The organism is Lentzea sp. NPDC004789 (assembly GCF_053601075.1).
This window is the reverse complement of the sequence record NZ_JBSGBE010000005.1, coordinates 252357-269902: the sequence shown is the minus strand read 5'-3', so window position 1 is coordinate 269902 and position 17546 is coordinate 252357. Positions and strand designations below refer to the sequence as shown.

Annotated in this window: 22 protein-coding genes; 6 read left to right on the top strand and 16 right to left on the bottom strand. The window is 70.9% G+C overall.

Features of this window, described 5'->3' with window-relative positions; translation table 11 throughout:
- Positions 1–42 precede the first annotated feature (42 nt).
- The 5 genes from ACWEIJ_RS14140 to ACWEIJ_RS14120 all read right to left on the bottom strand — a co-directional run bounded on the left by ACWEIJ_RS14140 (position 43) and on the right by ACWEIJ_RS14120 (position 4193).
- Entirely contained in the window at positions 43–222 is a 180-nt protein-coding gene (locus ACWEIJ_RS14140) for a hypothetical protein (RefSeq protein WP_449837559.1), read from the bottom strand.
- 67 nt (positions 223–289) lie between these two features.
- Entirely contained in the window at positions 290–691 is a 402-nt protein-coding gene (locus tag ACWEIJ_RS14135; protein WP_449837558.1) for a DUF6292 family protein, read from the bottom strand.
- 122 nt (positions 692–813) lie between these two features.
- Complete coding sequence (locus tag ACWEIJ_RS14130; RefSeq protein ID WP_449837557.1) at positions 814–2175, bottom strand: M14 family zinc carboxypeptidase; 1362 nt, start codon at positions 2173–2175, stop codon at positions 814–816.
- A gap of 108 nt (positions 2176–2283) precedes the next feature.
- Positions 2284–2931, bottom strand: a complete 648-nt coding sequence (locus tag ACWEIJ_RS14125) for a response regulator (RefSeq protein WP_449837556.1) — start codon at positions 2929–2931, stop codon at positions 2284–2286.
- On the bottom strand, positions 2928–4193 hold the full coding sequence (locus ACWEIJ_RS14120) for a sensor histidine kinase (protein ID WP_449837555.1): 1266 nt from the start codon (positions 4191–4193) through the stop codon (positions 2928–2930). The genes ACWEIJ_RS14125 and ACWEIJ_RS14120 overlap by 4 nt, the downstream gene beginning before the upstream one ends.
- Positions 4194–4342: 149 nt before the next feature.
- On the opposite strand from ACWEIJ_RS14120, the gene ACWEIJ_RS14115 reads away from it, so the two are divergent.
- Complete coding sequence (locus tag ACWEIJ_RS14115; RefSeq protein WP_449837554.1) at positions 4343–5578, top strand: ABC transporter substrate-binding protein; 1236 nt, start codon at positions 4343–4345, stop codon at positions 5576–5578.
- Between the two features lie 14 nt (positions 5579–5592).
- Positions 5593–6339, top strand: a complete 747-nt coding sequence (locus tag ACWEIJ_RS14110; RefSeq protein WP_449837553.1) for an MBL fold metallo-hydrolase — start codon at positions 5593–5595, stop codon at positions 6337–6339.
- 84 nt (positions 6340–6423) lie between these two features.
- Here the strand turns inward: ACWEIJ_RS14110 and ACWEIJ_RS14105 are convergent, their stop codons facing one another.
- Both ACWEIJ_RS14105 and ACWEIJ_RS14100 read right to left on the bottom strand, forming a co-directional pair.
- A complete protein-coding gene (locus tag ACWEIJ_RS14105; RefSeq protein WP_355437894.1) occupies positions 6424–6846 on the bottom strand; it encodes a VOC family protein in 423 nt (140 codons plus the stop codon).
- 10 nt (positions 6847–6856) lie between these two features.
- Positions 6857–7300, bottom strand: coding sequence for a helix-turn-helix transcriptional regulator (locus ACWEIJ_RS14100; protein WP_449837772.1), 444 nt, complete (start codon positions 7298–7300; stop codon positions 6857–6859).
- An 82-nt stretch (positions 7301–7382) separates the two neighbouring features.
- On the opposite strand from ACWEIJ_RS14100, the gene ACWEIJ_RS14095 reads away from it, so the two are divergent.
- Positions 7383–7838 (top strand): hypothetical protein, encoded by a 456-nt coding sequence (locus ACWEIJ_RS14095; protein WP_449837552.1) that lies wholly within the window; start codon positions 7383–7385, stop codon positions 7836–7838.
- A gap of 74 nt (positions 7839–7912) precedes the next feature.
- A complete protein-coding gene (locus ACWEIJ_RS14090; protein WP_449837551.1) occupies positions 7913–8140 on the top strand; it encodes a hypothetical protein in 228 nt (75 codons plus the stop codon).
- 54 nt (positions 8141–8194) lie between these two features.
- On the opposite strand, the gene ACWEIJ_RS14085 is transcribed toward ACWEIJ_RS14090, so the two are convergent.
- The 5 genes from ACWEIJ_RS14085 to ACWEIJ_RS14065 are packed head-to-tail and all read right to left on the bottom strand — an operon-like array spanning position 8195 to position 10826.
- Entirely contained in the window at positions 8195–8647 is a 453-nt protein-coding gene (locus ACWEIJ_RS14085; protein ID WP_449837550.1) for a DUF4396 domain-containing protein, read from the bottom strand.
- Positions 8648–8699: 52 nt separating this feature from the next.
- Positions 8700–9695: a YdcF family protein gene (locus ACWEIJ_RS14080; protein WP_449837549.1), complete on the bottom strand. Its 996-nt coding sequence runs from the start codon at positions 9693–9695 to the stop codon at positions 8700–8702.
- Positions 9696–9717: 22 nt separating this feature from the next.
- The gene (locus tag ACWEIJ_RS14075) at positions 9718–9897 is read right to left on the bottom strand and encodes a hypothetical protein (protein ID WP_449837548.1); all 180 of its coding nucleotides are present in this window, start codon (positions 9895–9897) and stop codon (positions 9718–9720) included.
- A gap of 16 nt (positions 9898–9913) precedes the next feature.
- On the bottom strand, positions 9914–10066 hold the full coding sequence (locus ACWEIJ_RS14070; RefSeq protein ID WP_449837547.1) for a hypothetical protein: 153 nt from the start codon (positions 10064–10066) through the stop codon (positions 9914–9916).
- A gap of 16 nt (positions 10067–10082) precedes the next feature.
- Positions 10083–10826, bottom strand: coding sequence for a phosphotransferase (locus ACWEIJ_RS14065; protein ID WP_449837546.1), 744 nt, complete (start codon positions 10824–10826; stop codon positions 10083–10085).
- An 88-nt stretch (positions 10827–10914) separates the two neighbouring features.
- Here ACWEIJ_RS14065 and ACWEIJ_RS14060 point away from each other — a divergent pair, with 88 nt between their 5' ends.
- Both ACWEIJ_RS14060 and ACWEIJ_RS14055 read left to right on the top strand, forming a co-directional pair.
- Positions 10915–11688, top strand: a complete 774-nt coding sequence (locus tag ACWEIJ_RS14060; protein WP_449837545.1) for an IclR family transcriptional regulator — start codon at positions 10915–10917, stop codon at positions 11686–11688.
- Between the two features lie 17 nt (positions 11689–11705).
- On the top strand, positions 11706–13151 hold the full coding sequence (locus tag ACWEIJ_RS14055; protein ID WP_449837544.1) for an aldehyde dehydrogenase family protein: 1446 nt from the start codon (positions 11706–11708) through the stop codon (positions 13149–13151).
- A gap of 95 nt (positions 13152–13246) precedes the next feature.
- On the opposite strand, the gene ACWEIJ_RS14050 is transcribed toward ACWEIJ_RS14055, so the two are convergent.
- The 4 genes from ACWEIJ_RS14050 to ACWEIJ_RS14035 all read right to left on the bottom strand — a co-directional run bounded on the left by ACWEIJ_RS14050 (position 13247) and on the right by ACWEIJ_RS14035 (position 17530).
- Positions 13247–13885 carry a response regulator gene (locus ACWEIJ_RS14050; RefSeq protein ID WP_449837543.1) on the bottom strand — a complete coding sequence of 213 codons (639 nt, stop codon included), beginning with the start codon at positions 13883–13885 and terminating at the stop codon, positions 13247–13249.
- Positions 13882–14748 carry a sensor histidine kinase gene (locus ACWEIJ_RS14045; protein WP_449837542.1) on the bottom strand — a complete coding sequence of 289 codons (867 nt, stop codon included), beginning with the start codon at positions 14746–14748 and terminating at the stop codon, positions 13882–13884. Before ACWEIJ_RS14045 ends, ACWEIJ_RS14050 begins: the two co-directional genes overlap by 4 nt.
- A complete protein-coding gene (locus ACWEIJ_RS14040) occupies positions 14745–15950 on the bottom strand; it encodes a serine hydrolase domain-containing protein (protein ID WP_449837541.1) in 1206 nt (401 codons plus the stop codon). Before ACWEIJ_RS14040 ends, ACWEIJ_RS14045 begins: the two co-directional genes overlap by 4 nt.
- 89 nt (positions 15951–16039) lie before the next feature.
- Complete coding sequence (locus tag ACWEIJ_RS14035; protein WP_449837771.1) at positions 16040–17530, bottom strand: MDR family MFS transporter; 1491 nt, start codon at positions 17528–17530, stop codon at positions 16040–16042.
- Positions 17531–17546: the final 16 nt, after the last annotated feature.

Here is a 17546-nt window from a genome sequence, read left to right as displayed (position 1 = left end):
CCACGAGCTACCCGGCGGGAAACCGCGCAAACTGGGTCGCGTTCAGCCTCGGTCTGGGTCATCGGACACCGAGCGGTCGGACAGGCCGACGTTGCCGGTCGGGTTCGGTTCGGGATGGGCGGAGCCGGACCCGCTGCGACCCGGCGTGGTCTCGTCGTTCTCGGCTGCCGCTTCCTCCAGCGAGGTGCGGCTCGCGTCGTCGTACCGCCCTTCGGTGCTCATGCCGGACGGCTACCCCGGTGCGGCGCGTGTGAACGCTTTCACCCGGTCGGCTGCGGGCGAAGCGGAGTCAGGAGAGAACGGTGCCGCGCTGCGACGGCACGAACGCGGCGAAGTCGCGGTTGGCCTCGTCCGCCCGCTCCTTGCGCAGCAGGCCCGAAACCCAGCGCACCACCACGTCGGCCGGCGGCCGCGGGTCTCCACCGAGCCGCGCGACCTCCACGACGTCACCGAACCGGTCCTCGACCGCCGCGGTCCAGCCGCTCAGCTCGTTCCACAGCAACGCGACGTAGTGGTGGGGGAAGTCGGGCAGGCGGCCGTCCAGTGCCACGTAGGCGGCGGCGCGCGGTTCGGTCTCGACGAACGAGCTGTCACCGCTCAGGCCGAGCCCCGTGACGACCTCGCGCACGTAACGCCGAACCCGGCGCGCGAGAAAGTCGCTGTCGAAGTCGAGATCCAGGTCGCGGTCCATTGCGAGTGCCTCCGTCAGCCGAACCCTCCGCCCCCGTGAATACCCCTGCGGGGTGTGGACAAACAGCCGCGTGACGGCACGACACCGCGGACGGCGGGCCGGCGCACCGGCCCGCCTGCACCTCAGCTCCGGTACGGGTGCGCGGCCTTGTGCGCCGCGTAGGTCAGCATCGGCTCGACCTTCGCCCAGTGCCCGTCCTGGCACGAGTAGGCGGGCAGGAAGCCGGCGCAGTCGCCCTCCCAGTTGCCGATCTCCCAGGTGTAGTGCGGAACCCCGAGCTCGCCGTACACCCAGTCGTCGATCGAGCCGCCCGCGGTGTAGAGCAGCTCACCGGGCTGCCCGTACTGCCAGCCGCCCGCGAGCCGCGCCATCTCGGCGGCCATCGCGCGCAACGGGCCGTCGTTGGGCGACGGGGTGGTGGTGTAGCCCCACGGCAGCAGCACGACGTTGAGCGCGGAGTGCATCGTGATGACCATGCCGCGGGTGTCGGCGTCGGCCGGGTCGTTCAGGCCGGGGCCGCGCTTGTCCGGGAACAGCGAGCGGAAGAGCTTCTCCAGCGCCCTGGTCTCGACCTCGGAGTCGGCCTTCGGCCCGCGGTAGACCTGGTTGCACGGGTCGTTCGACGTGCCGTTGTCGCCCCACTGCGCGTCGAAGTTGCGGTTGAGGTCGATGCCGATGTGGGCGTACGGGTCGGAGCCGCAGTCCTTGGGACCGTTGGTGTAGTCGGCGTTCTTGCGGTGCAGCTTCGGCGAGTCGCCGCCGGACTGGACGATCTGCACGCCGTCGGGGTTCGCGATCGGCACGACCCAGATCTCGGTGGTGTCGAGCAACGACGTGACCTCGGCGTCCTTGCCGTAGCCCTGCGTCAGGTGGTCGATCCAGCGCCACGCCATGTCGCCGGTCGTGATCTCGCGGGCGTGGATCTGCCCCGACACGACCAGCCGCGGCTTGCGCGAGTTCGGCGTCAGCCTGCAGTCGCCGAACGTCTTCTTGGTGATGCAGACGGCTTTCAGGTCGTAGCCGCCGGCGCCCTGGGTCTTGCGCCACGAGTCGCCGTAGTCGACGACGGTCGCGAGCCGCGGGTACCGGAACGCGACCTGGTCGAGGTGCGCGTAGTGCGCCTTGACCGTGCGGTAACCGCCGTAGTAGGTCTCCTTGACGCCGGCACCCTCGGTCTTCAGACCGGAGGACGGCGCCATGACGGACTCGACCGTGCCGGTGTACCCGGCCTCGGCGAGCTTGGCGTGCACGTCCTTCGAGCCCAGCACGAACAGGTCGTCGCCGTCGCGCTGCTCCAGCACGTCGAACCCGCGCGCGAGCAGGTCCTGCGCCTTCTGCCCGAGCGGGGCCGGCACGCGGTAGACGTACGTCGGCCCGTCCGCCGCCGGCGCCGTCGGCGTCGGTGGTGCGGCCACCGAAGTGCCGACGAGGAAAGCCGCGCTGGCGGCGCCCGCCAGGACGAGGCTCAGCCGTCGTTGCTTCATGTTCAAGAACCCCCTGTGCAGCTGTGGAAACGCTCGTCGGCCACCGTAGCGAGAACGATCATCCCGGCGGGCGATTCGAGACGGTGGAACGAATCCCGGTACGGGGGGTCAGCCGCCGGGCGTCACGATCCCCTGCTCGTAGGCGAACACCACCGCGTGCGTGCGGTCGCGCAGCCCGAGCTTCGTCAGCACGCGCGAGACGTGCGTCTTCACGGTCGTCTCCCCCAGGAACAACGCGGCCGCGATCTCCGCGTTCGACGCGCCCTTGGCGAGCTCCACCAGCACCTCGAACTCGCGGTCGGTCAGCGACGGCGGCCGCACCCGTTCGCGCGACGAGGTGCTGAACCGGGCGATCACCCGCCTGGTCACCTCCGGCGACAGCAGGGCGTCGCCGCGGGCCACCACCCGCACGGACTCGACGAGGTCCTCCGGTGAGGCGTTCTTCAGCAGGAACCCGCTCGCGCCCGCCCGCAGCGCCTCGAACAGGTAGTCCTCGCGGTCGAACGTCGTCAGGATGACCACGCGGGTGCCGTGGCCCGCGGACAGGATCCGGCGGGTGGCTTCGAGGCCGTCCATGCGCGGCATCTGCACGTCCATCAGCACGACGTCCGGCTTCAGCGACGCCACCAGCGACACGGCCTCGGCGCCGTCGCCCGCCTCGCCGACCACCTCGACCCCCGGCTCGGTGCCGAGGATGACCCGGAACCCGGCCCTGACCAGGTCCTGGTCGTCGGCCAGCACCACTCGCAGGCTCACGCCTTCCCCTCCGATGACGCCATGGGCAGCGATGCCCGCACGAGATAACCCGCATCACGCCGTGGTCCCGTCTCCAGCGAACCGCCGTGCACGGCCAGACGTTCGCGCATCCCGACGAGGCCGAACCCCGCGCCGGTGCCGGCGGAGTGACCGCGGCCGTCGTCGGCGATCTCCACCTCCAGAGCGCTCTCCAGGTACCGCATCCGCACGTCGACGTGCTGCGCGCTCGCGTGCTTCACAACGTTCGTGAGTGCTTCCTGCACCACGCGGTACGCCGACAGCGCGACGGCCGACGGCACCTCTCGTGGCGTGCCGTAGACGCCGTGCGAGACCTCCAGCCCGGCGGCGCGAGCGTTCTCGAACAGCTCCGGCAGGTCGTCGAGGCCGGGAGCCGCGCGCAGCTGGGGTTCCGCGTCCGCCCGCAGCACGCCCAGCAACCCGCGCAGCTCGTTGATCGCGGTCCTCGCCGTATTCTCGACGGTCTGCAACGCCTCGCGCGCGGTCGCCGGATCGGAGTCCAGGACGCGGCGCGCGGCACCGGCCTGGATGCCCATCACGGACACGTGGTGCGCCACGACGTCGTGCAGGTCGCGGGCGATGCGCAGACGTTCGGCGGCGATGGCGCCACGCGTGTTCTGCTCCTGCGACCGGCGCAGCTCCTCCGCCTGGAACGCCAGCTGGGCCTGGCGGCGCGCGGCCGTCCACGCCATTTCACCCACCGCATAGGCGAAGACGAAGAAGAAGACGTTGAACTCCAGTCCGTAGAAGACCGACGCCAGCAGTGGATCCATAGGTCCCGATGCGTTCGGGAAGTGCGCCTCGGGGCCGAGCAGGGCCCGCACGAGGCCGAAGCCCAGCCAGAGGAACATCACCGCGATCACACCGATGCGCGACCAGCGCGCCACGACCCGGTTCCGCTCCCACGCGCCGACGGTGTAGAGCGCGAGGAAGAGGATCGCGGACGGCACGAGGTTGTCGCCGACCTGCCGCCACTGCGCGGCGATGAACAACGCCGACACCACGAGCAGCACGGCCAGCGGATACCGGCGGCGCACCACGAGCGGCAGGGCCATCGGCAGCACCCACGCCAGCTGCTCACGCAGATCCGGCGCCTGGCCGAACGCGAAGGCGCCCATGCTGTTGATCAGCACGGTGGCCTCGAACGCGCAGAGCAGCACGAGCAGGGCGAGGCCGACGTCGCGCCGTCGTTGGACCCGCGTCGGTCCAGGCCGCCGCCACTCGTTCCATTCGGGCTCTTCCACCTGGTCAAGGTACCCGGCGGCCTTTTGGCCCGGTAATGGCGACCAATCACCCCGCGGGGTGTTCAGGACCACAAAATTGGACGCCACCGGACCTGTTACCCAATACTTCCCGCTACCCGTGAGTAACCTCCCCTGCGACGAGGTCTGGAATGTCCATTCGTCAACTATTCTTATCGGCTTCCCTGCTGCTCGGCTCGGTCACCGCGTGCGCGTCCCATGACGAGCTGACACAACCTGTTCGCACAGGTCCCGGCGTCTCCGCTGAATCGATTTCGCTCGGCGTCTTGACAGACATGACAGGTCCGTTCAAAGGATCGTCGGTTTTCCGGATCCGCGGCTACGAGCTCTATCTGGACGCTGTCAACAAACGTGGTGGTGTGTGCGGCCGCCGCATCGAACTGAAGCAGAAGGACCACGCCTACGACGTCCAGAAGGCGCTTGACGGCTATTTCGAGCTCGAACCGCAGGTGCTCGGTTTCATCGACGTGGCGGGCCAGCCGATGACCGCCGCCATCGAACCGGACCTGATGCAGACGCGGGCGCTGACCGTGCCCGGATCGTGGGCGGCCTCCCTGCTCGGCAACCCGCACATGATGATCGTCGGCACCACGTACGACCTCGACGTCATCAACGGCCTCGACTACTACCGGCGCAAGGGCGCGCTCGCCGCCGGCGACACGATCGGCCACCTCCACCTGCGCGGCAGCTTCGGCGAGAACGCGCTGGAGGGCAGCCGGTTCGCCGCGGAGAACTGGGGCATGAAGATCTCCGAGCAGGCGGTCACCGAGACGACGGCGAACCTCGTCGACCAGGTCACCGCGCTGAAGGCGGCCGGCGCCAAGGTGCTCGCGCTGAGCCTGACCCCGCCGCAGACCGCGGCCGCCGTGGGCATCGCCGCGCAGCTCGGCTGGTCCGTGCCGATCCTGTCCAGCGCCGTCAGCTACGACCCGGCGATCATGGAGTCCCCGGTCGCACCGGTGTTCGCCAAGCAGGTCCTGCTCACCTCGCCGGTCGCACCGTGGAGCGCCGACGCCGACGGCGTCCGCGAGCTGCGCGACGGCTACCACCAGCGCTTCCCCGGCGAGGAGGGCACGCTGAACACCGTGCACGGCTACACCGTCGCGATGGCGTTCGTCGCCGTGCTCGAAAAGGCCTGCGGCAGAAGGGACCTCACCCGCGACGGGGTGCTGCGCGCGTTCCACGACACCAACGGGCTCTCGACCAGGAGCCTGACCGGCGAGCTGCGGTTCTCGCTGGTGGGCCGGCCGTCCGCGACCCAGTCGTACATGAGCCGGCCGGACGCGCGGACCCCCGGCACGCTCCAGGTCGTGGAGGGCCTGCACGAGTCGGAACTGGTGAAGCTCAAGGGCACCCGCGCCCGTTGACCTACAGTCGTTCGATGGGACTCAGCCTGACCGTGCTCGGGTGCGCCACGCCGTACCCGACCGCGGACAACCCGTGCTCCGGTTACCTCGTGTCGCACGGCGACACTCGCCTGTGGATGGACGCCGGCACCGGCACCCTCGGTCCGTTGCAGCGCCACACGCGCCTGGCCGACCTGGACGCGATCTGGATCTCGCACCTGCACGCCGACCACAGCGCCGACCTGCTGACCGCCTACTACGCCCTGCTGTACGCGGACATCTCGCGCGCCCCGATCCCGTTGTACGGCCCGCCCGGCATCGCCGACCGCCTCGCCGGTTTCCTCACCAACGGCCCGCGGCGCAGTCCCGTCGAGGACGCGTTCGAGATCACCGAGCTCCACGACGGGTTCGAGGCCTCAGTCGGTTCGCTGCGGCTCACCACGGCCGCGGTCGCGCACGGCATCCCGGCGTTCGCGGTTCGCGTCGAGGCAGGCACTTCTCTCACCTACTCGGGCGACACAGCGCCGTGTGCTCGCCTCGTCGAGCTGGCCCGCGACACCGACGTGCTGCTGTGCGAGGCGGAAAGCGCGGAGAAGACCGCGGACATGGTCCACCACACGCCGGAGGACGCGGGCGAGACGGCGACCGCGGCCGGGGCGGGCCGGTTGGTCGTCACGCACGTGGGCCGCTTCCTCACCCCGCAGGACGCGGTCACCCGTGCCGCGGCCCGGTACCGCGGTCAGGTCACCTGTGCGGCGCCGGGCAGCACGGTCACGGTGTGACCGTCAGGTCGTCGGCCCGAGTGGATCACCGGCATCCTGCGAGCCGTCCCGACGCGGCGGCCGGGGACCGGTCCCGGATCGGGCTCACAGCTGGTTGATGCGCACCAGGTTGCCGGCCGGGTCGCGGAACGAGCAGTCCCGCACGCCCCACGGCTGGTCCTCCGGCTCCTGCAGCACCTCACCCGCGCCGGACTCCTCGACCCACGCCCGCGCGCGGTCGAAGGCGGCCTGGAGGTCCTTGGAGGCGAGCGAGATGGCCGTGTAGACGCCCTTCGCCATGAGGACGGCGATCGTGCGGCGCTCCTCGTCGCTCACGCCGGGGTCGGCGGCGGGCGGGTGCAGCACGATGCCGGTCTCGGGCTGGTCGGGCGGTCCGACGGTGATCCAGCGCATGGTGCCCTGGCCGACGTCCTGGCGGACCTCGAAGCCGAGCCCGTCGCGGAAGAAGCCGAGGGACTTCTCGGGGTCGTCTGCGGGCAGGAACGCCGCGGCGATGATGACTGACATGGCGATCAACCTAATCGGACGGACCGGCCGCCGCTTCTCGATTCCTGATCGGTCGCATCACGGCTTTGGCCAGGCAGTTCGGGATGCCCTGGCCGTCGGCGGCCGCGACCTTGCGGTACTGGCTCGGCGACATGCCGACCAGCTCGGAGAAACGCGTGCTGAACGTGCCGAGCGACGTGCAGCCCACCTCGAAGCAGACCTCGGTGACGGACAGGTCGCCGCGCCGCAGCAGGGTCATCGCCCGCTCGATGCGGCGGGTCATCAGGTAGCTGTAGGGCGACTCGCCGAACGCGGCGCGGAACGCGCGGGAGAGGTGCCCCGCGGACAGGTGCACGCCACGGGCCAGCGCGGCCACGTCGAGCGGCTCGCGGTACTCGCGGTCGATCCGGTCGCGGACCTTGCGGAGCAGGACGAGTTCCTGCAGGCGCGGGTCTTGGGCGGTCACGGACAACAGCCTAAGACCCGCGCCTGACAGATTCCTGACTCGGCCGTTCACTGACATCGGCTGTCAGTGGTACCGCTCTAGCGTCCCGTCCATGAGCGAGCACGACTTCGACTTCTTCCACGGCCGCTGGCACGTGGCCAACCGCAAGATCGCCGACATCCCGGGCCGCGGCACCGAGTGGGTCGAGTTCGAGGCGGAGAGCGACGTCCGGCCGGTCCTGGGCGGCGGGGCGAACGTGGACACCCTCCGCACCGCCGGCTGGGAGGGCCTGACCCTGCGCCAGTACGACCCCGAGCAGGACGTCTGGCGCATCTGGTGGGCGTCCACCCGCGCCCCCGGCCGGCTCGACCCGCCGCTGGAAGGCCGGTTCACCGGCGGGCACGGGGTGTTCTTCGGCGACGACGTGGTCGGCGGCCGCGAGGTGAAGGTCCGCTTCGACTGGACCGCGGGCGACGAGCCCGTGTGGCAGCAGCAGTTCTCCTACGACGGCGGGGACAGCTGGGAGACCAACTGGGTCATGCGCTTCACCCGAGTGCACACCGCCTGACCTGCGGTTCAATGTTCCTGCAAGGTCCACTGTGCACACTGACCCCGGTCAGACCGAACTGGGGAGGTCTTGTGATGGGGAAGAAGACTGCGGGCGCACTGGTGCTCGCGGCGGCCGCGCTCGTGCTCGGTGTGGGCACGGCGGCAGCGGCGGAGGGTGCCGGCACCGACGGCACGCGGGTGACCGGCACGGACGGCACGCGCGTCACCGGGGTGGAGAACCGGGACCTCGGCGTCGACAACCGCGAGATCGGCATTCCGGCCGGCACCGACGGCACGCGGGTGACCGGCAAGGACCAGTGAGCGGTACGCGCTGAGGGCCCGGGACGTCGCGACGTCCCGGGCCCTTCCCGTCGGTCAGTGGTGGTGCTGGTGGACGACCGCGTGCCCCTTGCCGCGCCCGATCATCCAGCGGTTCACCGGCACCGTCACCACGAAGGCGATGACCAGCGAGGCCAGCAGCGACCCCCAGAACAGCAAGGTCCCCAGACCCGCGTCCATGGCGCCGGGCACGGCCAGGACCACCGCGTTGTCGACGATCTCCATCACCGCGATCGACACCGTGTCGGCCGCCAGCGCGACACCGAAGGCGGCCTTGAACTCCAGGCCCGACCGCAGCACCGGGCGGATGGTCAGCGAGTAGCCGAACGCGAACGCGAGCACCACCGACAACACGATCGTGGCGAGGTTGCCCCAGCCCAGCGCCGTGCCGATGACCATGCCGAGCACCTCGCCGATCGCACAGCCGGTGAGGCAGTGCAGCGTCGCGGAGATCGCCTGCCTGGTGAGGCTCGCGGGAGCGTGGTCCATCTCGTCCTCCTTCTCAGGTCGAGCCCGACCATACCCCTAGGGGGTACCGGTATCAACCGACCTGGGTCAGCGCGAGACCGCCCGCCATCAGCAGCGCGCACGCCAGCCCGTGCACCACCGGGTTGCGGACCAGCAGGGCCACGAACTCGCGCAGGAACGCGCTCGGCACGAAGTACCAGGCCGTCGGCGCGCCGATGACCTGCAGCCGCAGCCCCTGCTTGCGCGACAGCACGGCGGTGCGGAACACGTGGTAGTTGTTCGTGACGGCGACGACCCGGCCGGTGTGCCCGCGCCCGGCCAGCAACTCCTTGCTGTAGCGCAGGTTCTCCTCGGTGGTGGTCGCCTGGTCCTCCATCACCACGTCGTCGTCCGGCACGCCGTGCCCGAGCAGGTACTCGCGCATCGCGAACGCCTCGGAGACCTCCTCGTCCGCGCCCTGCCCGCCGGAGACGACGATCACCGGCGTCCGCCCGGCCGCGCGGTCGCGCCGGTACAGCCGCAGCGCGCGGTCCAGCCGCGACGCCAGCAACGGCGGCACCCGCGACCCGACCAGGCCCGCGCCGAGCACCACGATGCCGTCGAACCCGCTGCGGCGCCCGGTGCGGCCGTAGACCACGGAGTACAGCAGCAGGCTCACGAACAGGAACGCGATGTACGCCGACACCAGGAAGAGCCCGATCGCGCTGCCGCGGACCCAGTCGTTGGACTGGCCGATGCCCCACGCGAAATAGATCATCTCGCCGATCAGCGCGAGCCCGGCGAGCAACGACAGCAGGTTGCCCAGTGACCGGCCCTCGCGGCGGACCATGACCAGGCCGTTCGCCAGCAACGCCAGCGGCAGCAGCAACAGGCCGAGCAGCGCGAGCACGAACGCGAGCAGCAACGGCAGGCTGATCACCGGGTTGTCCCGGCCCGCTCGCGCCAGCAGGAGCAGCAGCATGACCAGCGTGATGCCGAGCCAGACCGCGTTGCTCAGCCTGCGGCGGTCGCGCACCATCCCGATGAGGAAGAACGACGCGGGGATGACGAACAGCAGGGCGGCGACCACCGGCCCAGGGTAGTACCGATGATCACTCGGTGTTGTCGGACTCCCGGGCGGGCTCCGGGGCGGGCTTGGGCCGCGGCCTCAGCCGCACGGCCCCGGTGGTGAGGTCGAGCGGACCGGTCTCCTCGAAGTCCTCGCCGGTGCCGGAGTCCGTCGCCTCGCTGCGGAGCTTGCGTCCCGGGAACAACTCACCCAACTGTCCCATGCCGCCGACCCTACCCTCAGAACAGCGCGATGAGCAGCACGATCACCGCGATCGCGACCAGCAGCGGGATGAGGTACCCACCGGGCGGCCTGCGGTAGTGGCTGCGGACCGTGGTGGTGCGGAACCAGCTGTACGGGGCGCTGCGACGGTGCCGTCGAACCCAGGGCATTCTCGACACTCTCCTTTCAGGCGTCGGCTTCGGATACCCCGATCCGCAGCCGCTCACGCACGCCCGCCAGCCCCTCCGCCACCACCTGCGGATCACCGATGTCGTTGCCGTACAGCACTTCGTGCCACGGTCCGAGCCGGTGCCAGAGCAACGCGCGCTCGCGCAGCTCGTCCGTCACGCCGTACGTCTCGGCGAGCGCGGCCGCGAACTCGGGTGACGTGGCGTGCAGCGCCCAGGCCAGGTCGATCGCCCGGTCGCCGACGTGCAGGTCGCCGAAGTCGATCACGCCGGTCAGCACGCCGTCCGCGCCCAGCACGTGCTCGGGGCCGAGGTCGCCGTGGACCAGGGTGTCCGCGGGCAGACCGGCCGCCTTGGCCAGCAGCTCCTCGCCGCCGGGCACGCGCACCTCGGCGCGGAAGCGCTCGACGGGCAACGGTCTCGGGCCGACGCCGCGCGCGACGGCCTCCACGACGTCGACCGCGTGCAGGGCCAGCAGGAACTCGCCCAGCTGCCGGCCCTGGGCCGCGTTGAGCGAGGCCAGTTCGGCACCGGGAACCAGTTCGTGCCGCACCACCAGCGGTTCGTCGGAGACGACGACCGGCACCGGGACGGGCAGCGGCAGCCGGGGCGCGAGCCACGGCATCACCACGGCCTCGCGGCGCAGCTGGGGACCGATCTCGCGACGGCGCGGGCGTCGTTCCACCCATCGGCCCTCGACCAGCTCGGCCCGGCTGTCCCAGCCCTCACCGAGGTACGTCATGCGCGGGAGCTCCTGAGATCAGCCGTTGTGGATCGCAATCTACGCCACGGCGGCGGCCGGGCCGGGGTGAAGCGGGCAGAATTCGCGGATGGCCACCACCGTGTCCGCGAAGCTGCTGTCGCTGCTCGGCACCTTCGACGCCCGGCACCGCAGGCAGACGCTGAGCGGCATCGCCCGCCGCAGCGGCCTGCCGATCAGCACCGTGCACCGGCTCCTGGCCGAGCTGGTCGAGTGGGGCGCGGTGCGCAGGCTGGAGTCCGGCGAGTACGTGATCGGCCGGCGGATCTGGCGGCTCGGCCTGCTCGCGGCGGGCGAGGTGGACCTCAGCCGGGTCGCGGAGCCGTTCCTGCACGACCTCCACGCGGCGACCAGGGCGGTGGTGCACCTGGCCGTGCGCGAGGGGACCGAAGTCCTGTACCTCGATCGGGTGTCCGGCCACGCGTCGGTGCCGATCGTCAGCCAGACGGGCAGCAGGTTGCCGTTGCACGCCACCGGCGTCGGGAAGGTGTTGCTGGCCTTCGCGCCCGCCGAGGTGCAGGAGGACGTGCTGCAGCACCGCCTGACGCGGCTCACGGCGTACACGGTGACCGATCCGCAGCGGATGCGCGCGCAGCTGCACCGGATCCGGCGGGACGGGTACGCGCAGACGTTCGAGGAGATGACGCTCGGAGCGTGCAGCGTGGCGGTGCCGGTCGAAGTGGACGGGCACGTCGTGGCCGCGCTGGGGATCGTGGTGCCGGATCTGCGCAACGTGCGGGCTCGGCTGGTGGCGGCGTTGCAGGTGGCGGCGCGCGGGATCGGGCGGACGTTGGAGCAGGGTTTCCACCCAGCGGAAACCGGGGTTGGTGACGGGCGTCACTGAGGGCTTGAATCCCCTCCGTGGCAAGCAAAACACGTGAGCTGTTCATCGGCGGCGAAAGCGTTCCGGCGGCGGACGGCCGCACTACTGACGACCTGAACCCCTTCACCGGGGAGGTGCACGCGGTCGTCGCCGCCGGAGGCCCGGCGGACGTCGCGCGTGCCGTCGAGGCGGCGCAGGCCGCGTTCGCCGAGTGGTCCGCGACGTCACCGTCCGTGCGGCGCCGGATCCTGCTGCGCGCGGCGGACGGCCTGGAGGCCAGGACACCGGACGCCATCGCGATCATGGCCGGCGAGGTCGGCGGCGTCGCGGGCTGGGCCGGCTTCAACATCATGCTGGCGGCCAACATGCTGCGAGAGGCGGCCGCGGCGGTCACCCAGCCCGTGGGCGAGGTGCTGACCACCGAGACACCGGGCCAGCTGTCGCTCGCGGTGCGGGAACCCCTCGGCGTGGTGGCGGCGTTCGCGCCGTGGAACGCGCCGATCATCCTCAGCACCCGTGCGGTCGCCGCGCCGATCGCCGCGGGCAACACCGTGGTGCTCAAGCCGAGCGAGGAGGCGCCGATCGCGGCCGGCCTGTTCATCGCCGAGGTGCTGCACGAGGCCGGACTGCCCGCGGGCGTGCTCAACGTCGTGACGAACGCCCCGGACGACGCCGCGCCGGTCGCTCAGGCGCTGATCGCGGACCCGCGCGTGCGAGCGGTCAACTTCACCGGCTCGACCGAGGTGGGCCGGGTCGTCGGAACCCTTGCCGCACAACACCTCAAGCCCTGCGTGCTGGAGCTCGGCGGCAAGAACTCGCTGCTGGTGCTCGACGACGCCGACCTCGACTACGCGGTGAACGCGGCCACCTTCGCCGCGTTCTACAACGCGGGCCAGATCTGCATGTCGGCCGACCGCATCCTCGTGCACCAGGCGGTGGCCGAGGAGTTCACCGCGAAGCTGGCCGCCAAGGTCTCCTCCCTGCCGCACGGCGACCCGGCCGACCCCGGCACCGCCATCGGCCCGGTGATCAACCAGCGGGCGGCCGACCGCGTCGCCACCCTGGTCGCCGAGGCGGTGGAGTCCGGCGCTCAGGTCCGGGCGGGCGGCGACGGCACCGCGACCGTGCTGGACGGTGTAACGCCGGCCATGCGGATCTTCCACGAGGAGATCTTCGGCCCGGCCGTGGTCGTGACCACCGTCGCGGACGACGACGAGGCCGTGGCCATCGCCAACGAGACCGAGCACGGCCTCACCGCCGGCGTGATCACCGAGGACCCGCGGCGCGGCCTGAACCTGGCGCGCCGCATCCACACGGGCATCGTGCACGTGGGCAACCAGACCGTGGACGACGAACCGCAGGCACCGTTCGGCGGTGTGAAGGCCAGCGGGTACGGGCGATTCGGCGGCCGGTGGGGCATCGAGGCCTTCTCGGCCACGCGCTGGGTGACGGTGGCGGGCCAGCAGAACCACTTCCCGTTCTGACCGCGCCCGCAGCGCGCCAAGTGCTCGATGAAGGGAACCTTCCTCCACCCCAGGTGGAGGAAGGTTCCCTTCATCGACGTCGGGCGCGCCGGCTCCTAGCTCCCGACCAACCCCGCCTCGTGCGCCACGATCGCCGCCTGCACCCGGTTCTCCGCCCCGAGCCGGCTCAGAATGGCGCTCACGTGCCCCTTCACCGTGCCCTCCACCAGGTCCAGCCGCCGCGCGATCTGCGCGTTCGACAGGCCCTCGCCGAGCAACGCCAGCACGTCCCGCTCCCGCGCGGTCAGCGCCCCGACCCGGGACCGCGCCTGGCTGACCCGGCCACCGCGGAACCGCGTGATCATCCGCGCGGCCACCTTGGGTGCCAGGTAGGCGCCGCCGGACGCCAGCGCGTGCACGCCCGCGATCAGCTCGCGCGGGTCGCCCGACTTCAGCAGGAACCCGCGGGCGCCGCCGTCCAGGGCCTCTTCGAGGTAGCCGTCGTCGTTGAACGTCGTCAGCATCGCCACGCCGAAGCCCAGGCGGGCCAGCTCGCGCGCCGCCGCGAGGCCGTCGAGGCGGGGCATCCGGATGTCCAGCAGCACCACGTCCGGCCGGTGCTTCAACGCGAGATCGACGGCCTCGCGACCGTCACCCGCCTCCGCCACGACCGACAGGGCCGGGTCGGAGCCGAGGATGGCGCGCACCCCAGCGCGCACCATCGCCTCGTCGTCGGCGAGCAGAACGCGGATCACGACTCCCCCGTGTGCGGCAGCGTGGCCACCAGTTCGAACCGGCCGTCGTCGCGGCTGGTGCGCAGCGTACCGCCCGCGAGCCGCACCCGTTCGCGCAGCGCGATCAGGCCCAGGCGGCTGCCCGCGCCGCGGCGCAGGCCCAGGTCGTTGCTCGCCTCCACCACCGTCGTGGCGTCCGCCGTGGTGATCTTCAGCACCACCTGGGACTTCGGCGCGTGCTTGGCGGCGTTCGTCAGCGCCTCCTGGACGATCCGGTGCACGGTTCGCTCCACAGTGGACGGAACACGTCCCTCCACTGTGCACGAGACCGGCAACCCCGACGCCACCGCGCGGTCCACGAGCTCGCGCAGGTCCACCACCGGGACCGGATCGCCGTCGCGCAGCAGGAACACGAGGTCCGCCAACCGTTCCGTGGCATCGGCCGCCGCCCTCCGCAGCGCAGCGGCGGTCGCCTGGTGCTCGGCGGGCAGGGTCATCTCCAGCGCGCCCGCCTGCAACGCGATCAGGCTCAGCTCGTGGCCCAGCGTGTCGTGCACCTCGTGCGCGATCCGCGTGCGTTCCCGCAGGTGCGCGGCTTCGACCCCCGCCGCGGCCAACGCGGCCTGCTGATGCGCGACCCGGCCGAGGAACCACGGCAGCGCCACCGACAGCCCCACCACCACGAGCGGCACGAGCGAGATGAGACCCGCGGCGAGGAAGAAGATCATCGGCCAGCCGGGTGCCATCCGGCGGCCGAGCAGGAACGCGGCCACGAACAGGACGACGCACACCGCGACCGTCCACGGTGGCACGTTGTGCTCCATGTGGAACGACACCGCGAACGCGACGGCGACGCACGCCGCGAGCGCCAGGATCCTGATCACCGCCACCTCGACACCGCCACACCGATGTTGACCGCACTCGACACGCCCAACCACACCACAAGCGGCAGCGAGTAGTACATCAGCTGGTGGAACGTGATGTCCCGCCCACCGCCGTAGAGCATGCCCAGCAACGAGGGCAACGCCAGCAGCACACCGAGCGGCACGAACCTGAGCACCTGCCACGCCTTGTGGTGCTTGCGCGGCCGTCGCAACGCACGCACACCGAGCACCACCGACAACACAGTCAAGGCCGCCAGCACGAGGTCGATCGGCAACCGGTACGACGAAAGCTCGGCGGTCTTGCCGTCGAGGACGTCCGCGATGCCGTTCTCCAGCTCGTAGGTGCCCTCGTGGCCGAGCGTGAACCCGCTGTTGGACATGACCGCGATGCCGTGGCCGGACGGCGTCAGCAGCTGCCCGGCCGTGCTGGTGAACCAGATCCCGTTGTGCCGCAACCGTCCCTGCGCGTCGGCCGCCCAGCCCATCCCGTCCACCGGCGACAGCTTCTTCTGCGCCGCCAGCCACTTCCCCATGTCCGCGGCCGTGGTGATCACCCCGTCGGAACCGCCGACGAACCGCTCCGGCTCGGGCAGCGCGACCGAGAACCCGTACGCGTACCCGTGTCCGCGCCGGTAGTCCGCCGGCAGGTCGCGCGGCGTCACGGAGATCGCGGCCGTCTCGGTCATGCCCAACGGCTCGAAGACGTGCTTCTTCAGGTAGGAGTTGAACTCGTCGCCCGACGCCAGCTCGACCAGCCGCGCGGCCAGGTGGTAGTTCGTGTTGGTGTACCGGTACTGCCCGTCGGGCACGGCCGAGCGCAGGACCTCCCGCGCCCGTTCGACCGCCTCCGCGGGCGAGGAGGGCTGCGGCAGGCTCTTCTCCGGCAGCGTCCGGTCGCTGATGCCCGACTTGTGGGCGAGCAGCTGACGTGGCGTGACGCGCGAGTCGAACACCGGCCGGTCCAGGTCGATGCGCCCGGCGTCGGCGAGCTGCCGGACCGCCAGCGCCGTGAACGACTTGCTGACCGACGCGATCGCCATCTTCGAGTGTTCGGTGATCGGCGCGCCGGCCGAGTCGTGCCCGAACCCCTGGACCGAGATCACCTGGTCGTCCTTCGTGATCGCCACCGCGACCCCGGGAACCGACGCCTGCCCCAGGTAGGTGGACACCAGCAGCGTGAGAGCCGCACCCCAGATTGTCATGCCACGCAACGTATGCAGCGCCGGCTGGAGAAACCCGGCCCGGAAGACAGGGCGGACCCCCGACGAAAGTCAGGGGTCCGTCCCGGGCATCAGTGTCCCGCGGCCATCTCCGCGGCCAGCCGGTCGTCACCGCTCTGCTCCTTGAGCGGCTTCTCCTTGATGAACAGCACGGCGAGCAACGCCAGTGCCGCGAACGGCGCGCCGACGAGGAAGAGCTCGGAGGTGGCGGTCGCGTAGATGTCGGCGATCACGGCCTTGACCTCGGGCGGCAGCACTGAGAGGTCCGGCACCTTCGCCTCACCGGAGCCGCCCATCGGACCGAACTTCTCGGCGGCCAGCGACGAGACCTTGCTCGCCAGCACCGCGCCCAGCGCCGACACACCGATCGCACCGCCCAGCGAGCGGAAGAACGTCAGCGCCGACGTGGTGGCGCCGAGGTCGCGGGCCGGCACGTCGTTCTGCGCCACCAGCACCAGGTTCTGCATCAGCAGACCCACGCCGACACCGAGCACGAACATGTCCGCCGACAGCGCCAACACCGTCGACTGAGCGGTGATCGTGGACAGCAGCAGCATGCCGCCGACCATGACCACGCCGCCGGAGACCAGGTAGGCCTTCCACCTGCCGTACTTCGTGATCAGCTGACCGGCGACGGTCGACGAGATGAGCATGCCGAGGATCACCGGCAGTCCCAGCAGACCGGCCTGCGTCGGCGTCTTGCCGAGCGAGAGCTGGAAGTACTGCGACAGGAACACCGTGCTGCCGAACATCGCGACGCCCACCAGGGCGCTGGCGACGATCGTCAGCGCCACGGTCCGGTTGCGGAAGATCGACAGCGGCACGATCGGGTCGTGCGCGGTGGCTTCGACGCGCACGGCGGCCACGAGCAGCAGGACGCCCAGCGCCACCAGGCCCGCGGTCCAGCCCGACCACCAATCGAACTTGTCACCGGCCAGCGAAGACCAGATCAGCAGCGTCGAGACCCCGGACACGATCAGGAACGCGCCCAGGAAGTCGATCTTCGTGTCCTCCTTGCGCACGACCGGCAGGTGCAACGTGCGCTGCAGCAGCCAGATCGCGGCCAGCGAGAACGGGATCCCGATGAAGAAGCACCAGCGCCAGCCGAGCCACGAGGTGTCGACGAGCACGCCGCCGATCAGCGGGCCGGCCACGGTGCCGACCCCGAACACGGCACCGAACAGGCCGGAGTAGCGGCCGAGCTCGCGCGGCGGGATCATCGCGGCCATCACGATCGTCGCGAGTGCCGTGACGCCACCGGCGCCCAGGCCCTGCACCACGCGGCTGACGATGAGCATCTCGACGTTCTGCGAGAAGCCCGCGATCAGGGAACCGGCGACGAACAGGCCCAGCGACGCCTGGATCAGCAGCTTGCGGCTGTAGAGGTCGGCGAGCTTGCCCCACAACGGCACGGTCGCTGTCATCGCGAGCAGCTCGGTGGTGACGATCCACGCGAAGATCGACTGCGAGCCCTTCAGCTCGGCCACGATGCGCGGCAGCGCGTTCGAGACGACGGTGCCCGCGAGGATCGCGACGAACAGGCCGAGCATGAGACCCGACATCGCCTGCGTGACTTCG